Source organism: Verrucomicrobiia bacterium, assembly GCA_019634625.1.
In the GTDB taxonomy this organism is placed as follows: Bacteria; Verrucomicrobiota; Verrucomicrobiia; order Limisphaerales; family CAIMTB01; genus CAIMTB01.
Map to the genome: position 1 here is coordinate 25,614 of JAHCBA010000013.1, position 12,580 is coordinate 38,193.

Annotated in this window: 10 protein-coding genes; 5 read left to right on the forward strand and 5 right to left on the reverse strand. The window is 68.1% G+C overall.

Annotated features, from left to right (window positions below):
• Positions 1-37: 37 nt before the first annotated feature.
• From KF833_09925 to KF833_09935, 3 genes are all read left to right on the forward strand, one after another.
• The gene (locus tag KF833_09925) at positions 38-2,062 is read left to right on the forward strand and encodes a c-type cytochrome (protein MBX3745614.1); all 2,025 of its coding nucleotides are present in this window, start codon (positions 38-40) and stop codon (positions 2,060-2,062) included.
• 127 nt (positions 2,063-2,189) lie between these two features.
• Positions 2,190-3,086 (forward strand): Gfo/Idh/MocA family oxidoreductase, encoded by an 897-nt coding sequence (locus KF833_09930; protein MBX3745615.1) that lies wholly within the window; start codon positions 2,190-2,192, stop codon positions 3,084-3,086.
• 34 nt (positions 3,087-3,120) lie between these two features.
• Positions 3,121-4,437: an acetylxylan esterase gene (locus KF833_09935; protein MBX3745616.1), complete on the forward strand. Its 1,317-nt coding sequence runs from the start codon at positions 3,121-3,123 to the stop codon at positions 4,435-4,437.
• 200 nt (positions 4,438-4,637) lie between these two features.
• Here KF833_09935 and KF833_09940 read toward each other — a convergent pair whose 3' ends face one another.
• The 4 genes from KF833_09940 to KF833_09955 are packed head-to-tail and all read right to left on the reverse strand — an operon-like array spanning position 4,638 to position 10,089.
• Positions 4,638-5,372 carry a hypothetical protein gene (locus KF833_09940; GenBank protein ID MBX3745617.1) on the reverse strand — a complete coding sequence of 245 codons (735 nt, stop codon included), beginning with the start codon at positions 5,370-5,372 and terminating at the stop codon, positions 4,638-4,640.
• Between the two features lie 33 nt (positions 5,373-5,405).
• The gene (locus KF833_09945; GenBank protein ID MBX3745618.1) at positions 5,406-8,795 is read right to left on the reverse strand and encodes an efflux RND transporter permease subunit; all 3,390 of its coding nucleotides are present in this window, start codon (positions 8,793-8,795) and stop codon (positions 5,406-5,408) included.
• Positions 8,796-8,848: 53 nt separating this feature from the next.
• Positions 8,849-9,892, reverse strand: a complete 1,044-nt coding sequence (locus tag KF833_09950) for an efflux RND transporter periplasmic adaptor subunit (protein MBX3745619.1) — start codon at positions 9,890-9,892, stop codon at positions 8,849-8,851.
• On the reverse strand, positions 9,880-10,089 hold the full coding sequence (locus tag KF833_09955) for a DUF2892 domain-containing protein (GenBank protein MBX3745620.1): 210 nt from the start codon (positions 10,087-10,089) through the stop codon (positions 9,880-9,882). Before KF833_09955 ends, KF833_09950 begins: the two co-directional genes overlap by 13 nt.
• A 110-nt stretch (positions 10,090-10,199) precedes the next feature.
• On the opposite strand from KF833_09955, the gene KF833_09960 reads away from it, so the two are divergent.
• Together KF833_09960 and KF833_09965 are read left to right on the forward strand one after the other, a co-directional pair.
• Positions 10,200-10,535, forward strand: a complete 336-nt coding sequence (locus KF833_09960; protein ID MBX3745621.1) for a helix-turn-helix transcriptional regulator — start codon at positions 10,200-10,202, stop codon at positions 10,533-10,535.
• A 5-nt stretch (positions 10,536-10,540) separates the two neighbouring features.
• The gene (locus KF833_09965) at positions 10,541-11,017 is read left to right on the forward strand and encodes an isoprenylcysteine carboxylmethyltransferase family protein (protein MBX3745622.1); all 477 of its coding nucleotides are present in this window, start codon (positions 10,541-10,543) and stop codon (positions 11,015-11,017) included.
• A gap of 93 nt (positions 11,018-11,110) precedes the next feature.
• Here the strand turns inward: KF833_09965 and KF833_09970 are convergent, their stop codons facing one another.
• Positions 11,111-12,580, reverse strand: a complete 1,470-nt coding sequence (locus tag KF833_09970) for a DUF1501 domain-containing protein (protein MBX3745623.1) — start codon at positions 12,578-12,580, stop codon at positions 11,111-11,113.

Here is a 12,580-nt window from a genome sequence, read left to right on the forward strand (position 1 = left end):
TTGCGACGGGCGGGGCGGAGTGCCTAGGCTGGGAGGCATGGCACGCGCGACCGGCATGGTGTTGGGATGGGTATTGGCGTGGCTGGGCATGGTCCCGGCCTGGGGGGAGGATGCCGCGCGATTCGAGCTGCTGTCGCGACTGGCCCGGGACCCATCGCCGGCGGTGCGGGTGGAGGCCTTGCGGGGACTGGCGCGGATTCCGACGGCGGAGTCGGCGGCGACGGCGCTGGGGGTGTTGGAGCTGCCGATGGATGCGACCCTGGATTATGCGCTGTGGCTGACGCTCAACGACCTGGCCGAGCCGTGGATCCGTGCGGTGGAGTCGGGGGTGTGGCGGGCGGAGGGGAAGGAAGCGCAACTGGCCTTTGCGTTGGGGGCGTTGCGTCCGGAACAGGTCGGCCGGGTGTTGGGGACGGTGCTGGGCGAGCGGGCGTTGCCGAGGGACGGGTCGGGTCCGTGGATCGAGGCGATCGGGGCGGCCGGGGCGCCGGAGCATCTGGAGCGGCTGCTGCGTCAGGCGCGCGAGGGGGGCTTTGATGAGGCGGCGACGGTGCGGGCCCTGCGGGCCCTGGGGGAGGCGGCGCGCCTGCGGGACCGGAAGCCGCGCGGGGACGGTTCCGCGGTGGGGACATTTTTGCGGAGCCGATCGGGGGCGGTGCGCATGGAGGCGGTGCGACTGGCGGGGCAGTGGAAGGCGATCGGGGACGCGCTGCCGGTGCTATTGAATGAGGTGGCGGGGCGGGCGGGGGCACCGGCGGAGGAGCGAGCGGCGGCGTTCGATGCCCTGCGGGCGATCGGGGGGGAAGCGGTGGTGCGGGCCTTGCGCGATTGGAGTGTCTCATCGGCGGATCCGTCGGTGCGACGGCTGGCGGCAACGACCCTGGTGGCGGTGGACGGGGTGGGCGGCATGCCGGCGGTGCTGGCGGTGGCGGGGACGATCGGGGACGAGGGTGAAGCCGTGGAGTTTTGGAGGGCGGTCCTGGCGACGCGCGGGGCTGGGATGGCCTTGCGGGAGGCGTTGGAGGGGCAACGACTGCCGGCGGTGGTGGCGCGGGCTGGACTGCGGGTGGCGCGGGAAGGGGGGCGTGACGATCTCGAACTCGTGGCGGAACTGGCGCGGGCCGGGGGATTGGCGACGGACACGGAGGCGATGACCGGGGAACTGCTGAAGGAATGGGCGGCGCGGGCCGAGGCGGAAGGCGATCCGCACCGGGGCGAATGGGTGTACCGACGTCCGGAGCTGGCCTGTGTGACCTGTCATGCGATTGGCGGGGTGGGTGGGAAGGTGGGGCCGGACATGACGAGCATTGGGGCGAGCGCGCCATTGGATTACCTGGTGGAATCGCTGTTGTTGCCGCACGCCAAGATCAAGGAGGGGTATCACTCGGTGATCGTGGAGACGCGGGAAGGCGAGGAGGTGACGGGCACGGTGGCGCGGGAGACGCCGGAGGAGTTGTTTCTGAGGAATGCGGCGGGTCAGGAGGTGTCGATTGCCAAGGGGTCGATCGTGCGGCGCGAGATGGGGCGATTGTCGCTGATGCCGGGCGGGTTGTTGGAGCCGTTGAGCGAGCAGGAGCGGCTGGATCTTTATGCGTTTCTGGGGCGGCTGGGGAAGCCCGGGGATTTCGATGCGAGCCGGGGCGGGGTGGCGCGGCGGTGGCGGGTGGCGAACGTGGTGCACACCGACCTCCAGAACAATCAGGGCGACTGGTACTGGCGCCGGCCGCTGGACGACCGGCGTTGGGCAACGGTTGACAGCCTGGTGCGGGGGGATGTGCCGGAGCGGGCCCTCGAGGAGGCGACCCGGGCGCAGGCGTGGACCTCGAAGGTGGCGGTGGTGCTGGCGACCGAGATCGAGCTGGCCGTCGAGGGCGGGGTGTCATTTCGGTGGGTGCCGGAGGAGGCTGAGTTGTGGGTGGGTGGGAAGCGGCTGGATGCGGGGCCGGTTGCGGAAGCGCGGATCGCGGCGGGACGACACCGGGTGATTGTGAAGCTGGATCCACGGCGTGTTCCGGAGCGGGTGCGACTGGAGGCGGAGGGGGCGGTGTTTGTGGTGGAGTGATTTTGGCTTTTGGGCTGGAAGGGGGCGGGGCAAGGTGAGCGGCACAGCCATGTTAGCGCGCTTGCTCATTGTTGGGGCGGTGATGTCGGGGTGTTGGATGGTGCAGGGGGGAGACCTGCGCCTGGGGATGATCGGACTGGACACCTCGCACGCGACCGCCTTCACGAAGCTGCTGAACGATCCGGACGATCCGCATCATGTGCGGGGCGGGAAGGTGGTGGCGGCCTTCCGAGGGGGCAGTCCGGATCTGCCGTCGAGCTGGTCGCGGGTCGAGGGCTATACGCGGGAGATGACCGAGAGATGGGGGGTGCGGCTGTACGACACGATCGAGGCGATGTGCCGGGAGGTGGACGCGGTGTTGATCGAGAGCGTGGACGGGCGTCCGCACCTGGCGCAGGCGCGGCCGGTGATCGAGGCGGGCAGGCCGTTGTACATCGACAAGCCGATGGCGGCGTCGTTGCGGGATGTGGGGGAGATCTTCCGGTTGGCGGAGGCGAAGGGGGTGCCTGTGTTCAGCGCGTCGTCGTTGCGGTTCGCGAGGAACACCCTGGCGGCGCGGGGCGGGGCCTTGGGGGCGATCCGGAGCGCGGAGACGTTCAGTCCGTGTCACATCGATCCCACCCATCCGGATCTGTTCTGGTACGGGATCCATGGGGTCGAGTCCCTGTTTACGGTGATGGGGCGCGGGTGTGAATCGGTGCGGCGCGGGTTGACCGGGGAGGGGAAGATCGAGGTGAACGGGACGTGGTCCGGCGGGCGGACCGGGATATATCGGGAGGGGAACGGGTATGGCGGGGTGGCGCGGGGGGAGAAGGGAGAAGGGCCGGTGGGAGGCTTCGACGGGTATGCGCCGCTGGTGGAGGCCATCATGGAATTTTTCCGGACAGGCCGGGCGCCGGTGCCGGCGGAGGAGACGCTGGAGATCTTCGCGTTTATGGAAGCGGCCGATGTGAGCAAGGCGCGCGGGGGCGAGGAAGTGCGGTTGGCGGAAGTGTTCGAAAAGGCGGGGATCCGGAGGCCGTGACATGATGACGACACGTGTGGGAAGGGGCAGGTTTATGAGCATGACCGTGGCGGCGCTGGGGCTGGGACTGGGAGCCGAACCCGGGATTGACGCCGCGCAGGCGATCCGGGACGAGGCGCAGGTACCGGCCTACACCCTGCCGGATCCGCTGCGCGGGGTGGATGGGCGGGTGGTGGGTTCGGCGGCGGACTGGGTGGAATGGCGGCGGGGCGAAGTGCTGGAGCAGTTCATGTCGGAGGTGTACGGGCGGAGTCCGGGACGGCCGGGGCGGGTGATCTACGAGGTTGGGCCGGTCGATTGGGAGGCGCTGGGGGGCAGGGCGATTCGGAAGAGTGTGACGGTGCGATTCACGGACCGGGCGGACGGGCCGTCGATGGAGATTCTGTTGTATGTGCCCAAGGGCGCAGAGGGACCGGTGCCGGCGTTTCTGGGGTTGAATTTTCACGGCAACCACACCGTGGCGGGCGATCCGGGGATTCCGCTTTCCACGCGGTGGATGCGGAATGACGAGCGGACGGGCCGGGTGGGGAACCGGGCCACGGAGGCCTCGAGGGGAACGGCGGCGAGCCGGTGGCCGGTGGAGACGATCCTGGCGCGGGGCTACGCGCTGGCGACGGTCTATTGCGGGGACATCGAGCCCGACCATGCGGATGGATGGCGGACGGGCGTGCGGAGTATGTTTCCGGTGGGCGACGGGGGGGACGGGGTGCAACCCGCGGCCGCACCGATCGAGGCGATGGCCCCGGATGCGTGGGGTTGCATTGCGGCGTGGGCGTGGGGCTTGAGCCGGGCGCTGGATTATCTGGAGGCGGACACCGATGTGGACGCCGGGCGGGTGACCGTGGTGGGGCATTCGCGGCTGGGAAAGACGGCGCTTTGGGCGGGGGCCACCGACACGCGGTTTGCGGCGGTCATTTCGAATAATTCGGGATGCGGCGGGGCGGCCCTGAGCCGGAGGGCGTTCGGGGAGACGGTGGAGCGGATCAACACGGTGTTTCCGCATTGGTTCTGCGGGAACTTCAAGCGGTACAACGGGCGCGAACCGGATCTGCCGGTGGACCAGCACCAGTTACTGGCCCTGACGGCGCCACGGCCGGTGTATGTGGCCAGCGCGGAGGAGGACTGGTGGGCGGATCCGCGCGGGGAATTCCTGGCGTTGCAGGCGGCTGAACCGGTGTACGCCCTCTTCGGGATCGCGGGACTTGGGGTGAGGGAAATGCCGGCACCCGACCAGCCGGTCGGAGGGGTGATGGGATACCACCTGCGCACAGGGGAACACGACATCACGGCCTACGACTGGGCGCGGTACCTGGACTTCGCGGACCGGAATCCCGGCGTGGGACGGAGGTAAGAGCCTGTTTGAAAACTCGAAGGGGTCCTGCTTTCGGGGAAAGGGTTGGCGGAGCGCAGGTTGAGAGATCCGGGTGTGAACTCGCGGAGCTCGTCCCTCCGGATGTGGACCTGCGCGGGAGCGTGCAGGCGGAGGCGGAAGGCGGGTGTGGACTCGCGGAGCTCGTCCCTCCGGATATGGCCCTTCGGCTCGCCTTCTCATTACCGAATACCCGGGGAGGCACCGGGGGTATCGGGTGTTGAGAGGCCGGGGTTGACGAGTTCCATGGTGTCATCGCCCATGGCGAGGCCATAGACCTTGCTGCGATTGAGGAACGGGATGACCGAGGAATCGATCGAGACGCTGGCCACCACCGGGATGAGTTGGTGCTGAGCGTACTCGGGGAGGAATTCCGGGATGATTCGGAGGCCTTCGAGGAAATCGCGGATCTTGTCCGGATTGAGGCGCCACTTGGCTTCAACGATCATCAGGTGCCGTCTTCCGGCGGCGAGGAGGTCAATCTCGATGGAACGTCCGCGATCGGCAGGATGCGTTTGGCGGAGGCGCTGCGCGACGCGGACGACAGGGTCATCTGGAAAGATCTGGGAGGCGATGCGGCGGGCGTTGGGGGCGACCAAGTCCTCGACGAGGGTTCCCATGCTGTCGGAGGCTTCGGCCAGGCGTTTGTTGAAGTCCTTTCGATCCTTCTCCCACTGCCTGCGGTCCTCATCGGCACGCCTGCGGTCCTCATCGGCACGCCTGCGGTCTTCATCGGCACGTTGGCGATCCAGTTCAGCCTGATGACGATCGAGGTCCGCCTGATGCTGAAGTTCGCGGAGCAGCGCGTCGGTGCGGAGGTTGCTGGCGCGGATATCCGCCAGCGCCTCCTCGGTTCGCGCCATGAATGACGCGAAGACGCGTTCGAGTCGATCGACCCTGACCTCCAGTTCCGGCATGACGGGGTCAGGATCGCGGATCGGCCGGGGCTGTCAATGCGGGCATCCGGAGGAGCGATGGGTCATGAAGTAGAGGACGGGGACGGCCATGCGGCTGATGAGGAGGGAAGCGATTTCTCCGGCCATGAGGGCGATGGCGAGGCCCTGGAAGATGGGGTCGAAGAGGATGACCCCGGCGCCGACGACCACGGCCATGGCGGTGAGGAGCATGGGGCGGAAGCGGACGGCTCCGGCATCGACGACGGCCTGGGCGAGGGGCATGCCTTCGCGCACGCGCAGCTCGATGAAGTCCACGAGGATGATGGAATTGCGGACGACGATGCCGGCGCCGGCCATGAAGCCGATCATGGAGGTGGCGGTGAAGAAGGCGCCGAGTAGGCCGTGGGCGGGGAGGATGCCGACCAGGGAGAAGGGGATGGCGACCATGACCACGAGCGGGGTGAGGAAGGAACGGAACCAGCCGACCATCAGGACATAGATGAGGATGAGGACGGCGCCGAAGGCGAGGCCGAGGTCGCGAAAGACCTCGAGGGTGATGTGCCATTCGCCATCCCATTTCATGGCGAGCTGGCGGTCGGAGAAGGGCAGGGAGGCATTGAGGATGGGGAGGGATGCCGCGGGGGACCCGGGATCGATGCGGCGCAGGTCGAGATCCCGGAGGGCGCGGTTCATCTGGAGGATGGCGTACACGGGGCTCTCGATGACGCCTGCCACGTCGCCGATGACATAGGTGACGGGCATGAGGTTCTTGTGGTGGATGCTTTTGTCCGCGGTGGTGTATTCGAGGGTGACGAGTTCGCGGAGGGGGACCAGCGGAGGCGTGTTGGGGGAGCCGGGTTCGGGGAGGGCGTTGGCATCGCCGGAGCGGACGCGGAGGGCGAGGAGTTGCCCGGGTCGGGAGCGGGCGTCCCTTGGGAGCTGGAGGACGATCTCGACGTCCTCTTTTTCGCCGGGGAGGTGGAGGAGATCGACGGACACGCCCTGGACGGCCAGGCGCAGGGTGCGGGAGATGGACTCGGCGCTGATGCCGGCGAGGGCGGCCTTCTCCTTGTCGATGACGAACCGGGCTTTGGGCTGGTCGGCTTCGACGTACCAGTCCACGTCCACGACGCCTTCGGTTTCGGAGAAGATGCGTCGGACTTCGCGGGCGAGGGCGAGGCGGGTTTCCTCGGTGGGACCGTAGATCTCGGCGACCAGGGTTTGGAGGACGGGGGGGCCGGGCGGGACTTCGGCGACGGCGACGCGGGCGCCGTGGCGTTCGGCGATGGCGGCGACGGCGGGGCGGATGCGTTTGGCGATGTCGTGGCTTTGGGCGCGGCGCTGGTGTTTGGGGAGGAGATTGACCTGGAGATCGGCGACGTGGGCGCCGCGGCGGAGGAAGTAATGGCGGACGAGGCCGTTGAAATTGAAGGGGGCGGCGGTGCCGACGTAGATCTGGTAATCGGTGACCTCGGGTTCATCGCGGAGGGCGGCGGCGATTTCGCGGGCGGCCTGGGCGGTCCGTTCGAGGGCGGTGCCCTCGGGCATGTTGAGAATGACCTGGAACTCCGACTTGTTGTCGAAGGGGAGCATTTTGACCTTCACCCAGCCGAGCACGACGGTGGCCATGGCACCGAGGAGCAGGAGGGCATTGGCGGCGAGGAAGAGCCAGCGCCAGCGGGGGCGACGGATCATGGGCACCATCACGCGGCAATAGAGGCGGGTCAGGAAGTCGCCCTGGTAGGCGGAGGTGTCGATGGCGGGCGGACCGACGTCCGGGCCGCCGGGTGACGCCTCGGAACGGGTGGTGGGCGTTGCGGCATTGGGGGAGGCGGGAGCGGGATGGCGGTCGGCGTGGCGGAGGAGCCGGGCCTCGCCACCGAGCCAGCGGAGCATGCGGATGGAGGCCCACGGGGTGACGATGAAGGCGATGAGGAGGGACCAGAACATCGCGGCGCTGGCCCCGATTGGAATGGGGCGCATGTAGGGTCCCATGAGCCCGCCGACGAAGGCCATGGGGAGCACGGCGAAGATGACGGCGAAGGTGGCGAGAATGGTGGGGTTGCCGACTTCGCCGACGGCTTCGACGGCGATGGCGGTCCAGGGGCGCCCGCGATTGGCCGGGAGATGGAAGTGGCGGACGATGTTTTCGACCACGACGATGGCGTCATCGACGAGGATGCCGATGCTGAAGATGAGGGCGAAGAGGGTGATGCGGTTGAGGGTGAATCCGTAGAGGTAGAAGACGAGGAGGGTGAGGGCGAGGGTGGCGGGGATGGCGACGGCGACGATGCCGGATTCGCGCCAGCCGAGGACGAGCCAGATGAGGAGCGAAACGCTGACCACGGCGATGGCCATGTGGAGGAGCAGTTCGTTCGATTTCTCGGCGGCGGTGGCGCCGTAGTGGCGGGTGACGGAGACGGTGACGTCGGCGGGGATTTCGGTGCCGCGGAGGGAATCGACTTTGCGAAGGACGTCCCTGGCGACGGAGATGGCATTGGCGCCGGGACGTTTGGCGACGGTGAGGGTGACGGCGGGTTCCTCGGCGGCGAGGTTGGGGGACGAGCGGGAAGGGTGGGCGGCGCCGGGGCCGAAGAAGACGTAGTTCGAGGGTTCTTCGGCGCCATCGACGATGTCGGCCACTTCACGGAGGTACACGGGGCGGCCGTTGAACACGCCGACCACCACGGCGCCGACGTCGGCGGCCGATTGGAGGAAGGCGCCGGTTTCGACGAGGAACTCGCGATTGGCGCTGGTGAGTCCGCCGGAATGGAACTGGCGGTTGGCCTGTTCCAGCATGGGGATGAGTCCGACGGGGCTGAGCTGGCGGGCGGCGAGGCGGGCGGGATCGAGGAGGACGCGAAGCTGGCGGCGGGAGCCGCCGATGAGCTGGGTTTCGGCGACCAGGGGGACCTGTTTGACGGCGTCGTCCACCTGGGCGGCGAGGCGGCGGAGGGTGAGGTGATCGTAGCGGGCGCTGTGGAAGGTGAGGGCGAGGATGGGGACATCGTCGATGGAGCGCGGTTTGACCAGGGGCGTGGTGACGCCGTGGGGGATGCGGTCGAAGTTGGAGGCGAGCTTCTGGTTGAGTTTGACCAGGCTTTCCTCGAGGTCCTCGCCGACGCGGAAGCGGACGATGACGAGGGATTCGCCTTCGCGGGAGGTGGAGTAGAGGTACTCGACGCCGGGGATTTCCCAGAGGAGTTTCTCCATCGGGCGGGTGGCGCGTTCGGCGACCTCGCGGGCGGAGAAGCCGGGCATGGCGACCATGACATCGACCATGGGCACCTTGATCTGGGGCTCCTCCTCGCGAGGAAGCATCACCACGGCAAAGGCGCCGAGGAGGACCGCGGCCAGGACGATCAGCGGGGTGAGCTTGGAGTCGATGAAGGCGGCGGCCACGCGTCCGGCAAGGCCCTGGGCCGGGGCATCCGAGGGGGGCATGGGGGAAGGCGATTGGGACACGGAAGGACGGCGGGTTGGGGGGCCGGTTGGGATCAGCGCACGCGGACAGGCTGACCGTCGGCAAGCGGGCCCGGGCGGTCGACGACCACGGATTCGCCGGGTTCGAGACCTGCCAGGATTTCGACATCGGGGCCAAGGCGCCTGCCGGTGCGGACGAGACGGAGCCGGGCATGATCTCCGGCGACCACGTGGACCAGTTCCAATTGTCCACGGGTGGCGAGGGCGGATTGCGGAATGGTGAGGAGGTTCGACTCACCGACCGGCACGGCGAGCCTGCCGAACAGCCCGGCCCGGGCGGGGGTGCGGGGCGGAAGGTCGATGCGGACGCGGAAGGTGCCGCTGGCGGCATCGGCGGAGGGTTCGATCTCGCCGACCACCCCTTCGACCGGGGCGTCGAGGGAGACGATGCGGAGACTGAGGCGATCGCCGAGGGTCAGGCGGTCGAGGAGGGTGACGGGGACATCGGCCTCGAAGCGCAGGGCATCGGGGTCTTCGAGTTCCAGGAGGGGACGTCCCGGGGAGGCCATATCGCCGACCTCGGCGTGTTTGCGGGTCACGATCCCGGCGAAGGGAGCGGTCACCTGGGCGTAGCCCAGGAGGGTTTCGGACTCGGAGACGGCTGCCTGGGCCACACGGAAGCGGGCTTCGGTGGCATCGAACTCGGCCTGGGTGACGGCGCCTTCGCCGAGCAGGGTGCGCACGCGGGCCAGATCGCGTTCGGTCTGTTCGAGGACGGCACGGGACTGGCGGACGCGGGCGGCGATGTCATCGGCATCGAGCACGACCAGGAGTTGTCCTGCGGCGACCGACTGGCCGGGTGCGGCGAAGACCTGGGAGATGCGTCCGCTGACCTTGGCTTCGAGGGCGGCGCGGCGGCGGGAGCGAACGGTGCCGACGATCTCCTCGATGGCCGGGTGGACACCGGCGTGGGCGGCATGGATCGAGACTTCGACGACAGGCAACGGGGTGCGGGCTGACGAGGCATCGGGGGGGGTGCAGCCGGTGGTCGCGACCAAGACCGCGGCAGCGGCGGTCAGGATGGCGAACGGGAAGGGGCGGCCGGTTAGTTGCAGCATGATTTCTGGTCTTTTCCGACGCCGAGGCGCCGCAGGATGGATTCGGCGGGGCAGAAGCCGGTGAGGGCGGACTGGATGAGATTGAGGCCCACGAAGACGGCGAGGAGGAGCCAGGCGTGGTGGACCCAATGGGCGAGGGCGACGGAGAGGAGGACGAACGTTCCGGCGAGGATGCGAATGGCGTGTTCGAGTTTCATCGGGGTGGAAAGGACTGGGTTGCAATTTCGGGGCCGATCCGGCAGCGTCCCGGCAACATCTGTATGACTATTGAATCATATAGTGAATGTCAATGGGGAAAGGGGGGTGCATGGCGCGGCGGCACCTGACGGAGGCGGCCCTGGAGCTGATTGCGGCGCGGTTCCGGGTGCTTGGGGAGCCCATGCGGTTACGGTTATTGATCGCGCTGGAGGAGGGCGAGCGGAATGTGACGGAGCTGGTGGAGGCGGTCGGGGCGACGCAGGCCAACGTTTCGCGGCATATGCGGACGTTGACGGAGGCGGGGCTGGTTGAGCGACGGAAGGAAGGGCTCAACGCGTACTATCGGATTGCCGAGCCGGAAATCTTCGAATTGTGCGGACAGGTGTGTGGAAGCCTGCGCCGGCGTCACGGGGCCCAGGCGAAATCGCTGGGATTGGAAGGGTGACGGGAATGAGCGACCGGGGGACAGGGCCGGGGAGGGGAGGCGGATGGGTATGGGTGGGGGTGCAGAGCGTGCTGCTGACGGGATTGGTCGTGGCGGGGCCGGCGGGGGCCGGGGCCTGGCATTCGATGGCGGGGGTGATTTTGGGTGGGCTGCTGTTTGGGGCGGGCGGGTGGATTGGCATCGCCGGGGTGGTCGTGCTGGGGAGGAATCGCACGCCGTTTCCGGGGCCGCGTCCCGGATCGGAGCTGGTCACGCGCGGGGTGTACGGATGGGTGAGGCATCCGTTGTACGTGAGTCTGATGGTGGCGGGAGCGGGCTGGGGATTGCTCTGGCAGAGCGGCTGGGCGCTGGGGGTGGTGATGGGATTGGGCGTCTTTCTGGACCGCAAGGCGCGGGAGGAGGAGCGGCGCCTGCGGGAGGCATTTCCGGAGTACGGGGAGTACGCGGCGCGGGTGCGTCGGTTTCTGCCGGGGATGTACTGAATTCAGGCGCGGCGTTTCGGGGGAGAGGAGCCTTCAACGCTTCGCGACCTGACGGACGCGGCTACCGCGGCTACGGGGCCGCGAGATGGATTCTCAGGCGAGGATACCCTTGACCAGTTCGCCATGGACGTCGGTGAGGCGGAAATCGCGGCCTTGGAAGCGGTAGGTCAGGCGGGTGTGGTCGATACCGAGGCAGTGGAGGATGGTGGCGTTGAAGTCGTGAATGTGGACGGGATTCTCGACGATGTTGTAGCAGTAGTCGTCGGTTTCGCCGAACACGGTACCGGGTTTGATGCCGCCGCCGGCCATCCAGAGGGAGAAGCAGCGTCCGTGATGATCGCGCCCGTGGTTGGTCTGGGTGAGCTGGCCCTGGCTGTACACGGTACGGCCGAATTCGCCGCCCCAGATGACGAGCGTATCGTCGAGGAGCCCGCGTTGGGCGAGGTCCTTGACGAGGGCGGCGGAGGGTTGATCGACGTCGCTGCACTGGCCACGGATCTGGCGGGGGAGGTCGCTGTGCTGGTCCCAGCCGCGGTGCATGAGCTGCACGAAGCGGGTGCCGCGTTCGATCATGCGACGGGCGAGGAGGCAGTTGCGGGCGAAGCCGCCGTCGGTGGGGTTGTCCCGAATGCCGTACATCTCGCGGATGGAGGCGGGTTCCTGGGCGATGTCGGTGAGATCGGGGACGGACATCTGCATCTGGTAGGCCATCTCGTACTGGGCGATGCGGGTGTGGATTTCGGGATCGCCGAATTCGCGGGCGGCGAGGTGGTTGAGGTCACGGACGCCGTCGAGCATCTGGCGGCGGTTGGAGCGGGCGATGCCGGGAGGATCGGAGAGGTAGAGGACGGGATCGCCGGAGCCGGAGCGGAAGCGGACGCCCTGGTGTTCGCTGGGGAGGAAGCCGGGGCCCCACATGCGGGAGACGAGGGGCTGGTCGGTTTTGTTGCCGCTGCCCTGGGAGATCATGACAACGAAGGCCGGGAGGTCGCGGTTTTCGCTGCCGATGCCGTAGCTGAGCCAGGCGCCGAGGCTGGGGCGACCGGGCTGTTGATGACCGGTCTGGATGTAGGTGAAGGCCGGGTCATGGTTGATGGCCTCGGTGTGCATCGACTTGATGAGGCAGATGCGGTCGGCGATGGAGCCGATATGGGGGAGGAGTTCGCTCATCCAGATGCCGGCCTTGCCGTGGCGCTGGAAATCGAACATCGGGGCGACGCAGGGGAAGGACGACTGCCCGGAGGTCATGCCGGTGATGCGCTGTCCCATGCGGATGGAGCCGGGGAGTTCCTGGCCGTGGTAGTCACGGAGCCGGGGTTTGTGGTCGAAGAGGTCGATGTGGGAGGGACCGCCCGACATGAAGAGGAAGATGACCCTCCTGGCCTTGGGGGCGAAGTGGAGGGACGGGAGGGTGCCGAGGCTTCGGAGGCGGGGGTCGGCGTCGGCGGCGAACAGGCGTTCGTTGAGGAGGGAGGCGAGGGCGGCGGTGCCGAGGCCGAGGGTGGAGCGCCGGAAGAAGTGGCGGCGGGTGATGAACTTGTCGAACTCGGAAGCGGGCTGCAT

Bases quoted from the DNA above. Each gene is read 5' to 3' on its own strand.
- KF833_09960 (MBX3745621.1), top strand. From the start codon at position 10,200: ATGGCGCGGCGGCACCTGACGGAGGCGGCCCTGGAGCTGATTGCGGCG.
- KF833_09955 (MBX3745620.1), bottom strand. From the start codon at position 10,089: ATGAAACTCGAACACGCCATTCGCATCCTCGCCGGAACGTTCGTCCTC.
- KF833_09935 (MBX3745616.1), top strand. From the start codon at position 3,121: ATGAGCATGACCGTGGCGGCGCTGGGGCTGGGACTGGGAGCCGAACCC.
- KF833_09950 (MBX3745619.1), bottom strand. From the start codon at position 9,892: ATGCTGCAACTAACCGGCCGCCCCTTCCCGTTCGCCATCCTGACCGCC.
- KF833_09965 (MBX3745622.1), top strand. From the start codon at position 10,541: ATGAGCGACCGGGGGACAGGGCCGGGGAGGGGAGGCGGATGGGTATGG.
- KF833_09930 (MBX3745615.1), top strand. From the start codon at position 2,190: ATGATCGGACTGGACACCTCGCACGCGACCGCCTTCACGAAGCTGCTG.
- KF833_09945 (MBX3745618.1), bottom strand. From the start codon at position 8,795: ATGCCCCCCTCGGATGCCCCGGCCCAGGGCCTTGCCGGACGCGTGGCC.
- KF833_09970 (MBX3745623.1), bottom strand. From the start codon at position 12,580: ATGCAGCCCGCTTCCGAGTTCGACAAGTTCATCACCCGCCGCCACTTC.
- KF833_09940 (MBX3745617.1), bottom strand. From the start codon at position 5,372: ATGCCGGAACTGGAGGTCAGGGTCGATCGACTCGAACGCGTCTTCGCG.
- KF833_09925 (MBX3745614.1), top strand. From the start codon at position 38: ATGGCACGCGCGACCGGCATGGTGTTGGGATGGGTATTGGCGTGGCTG.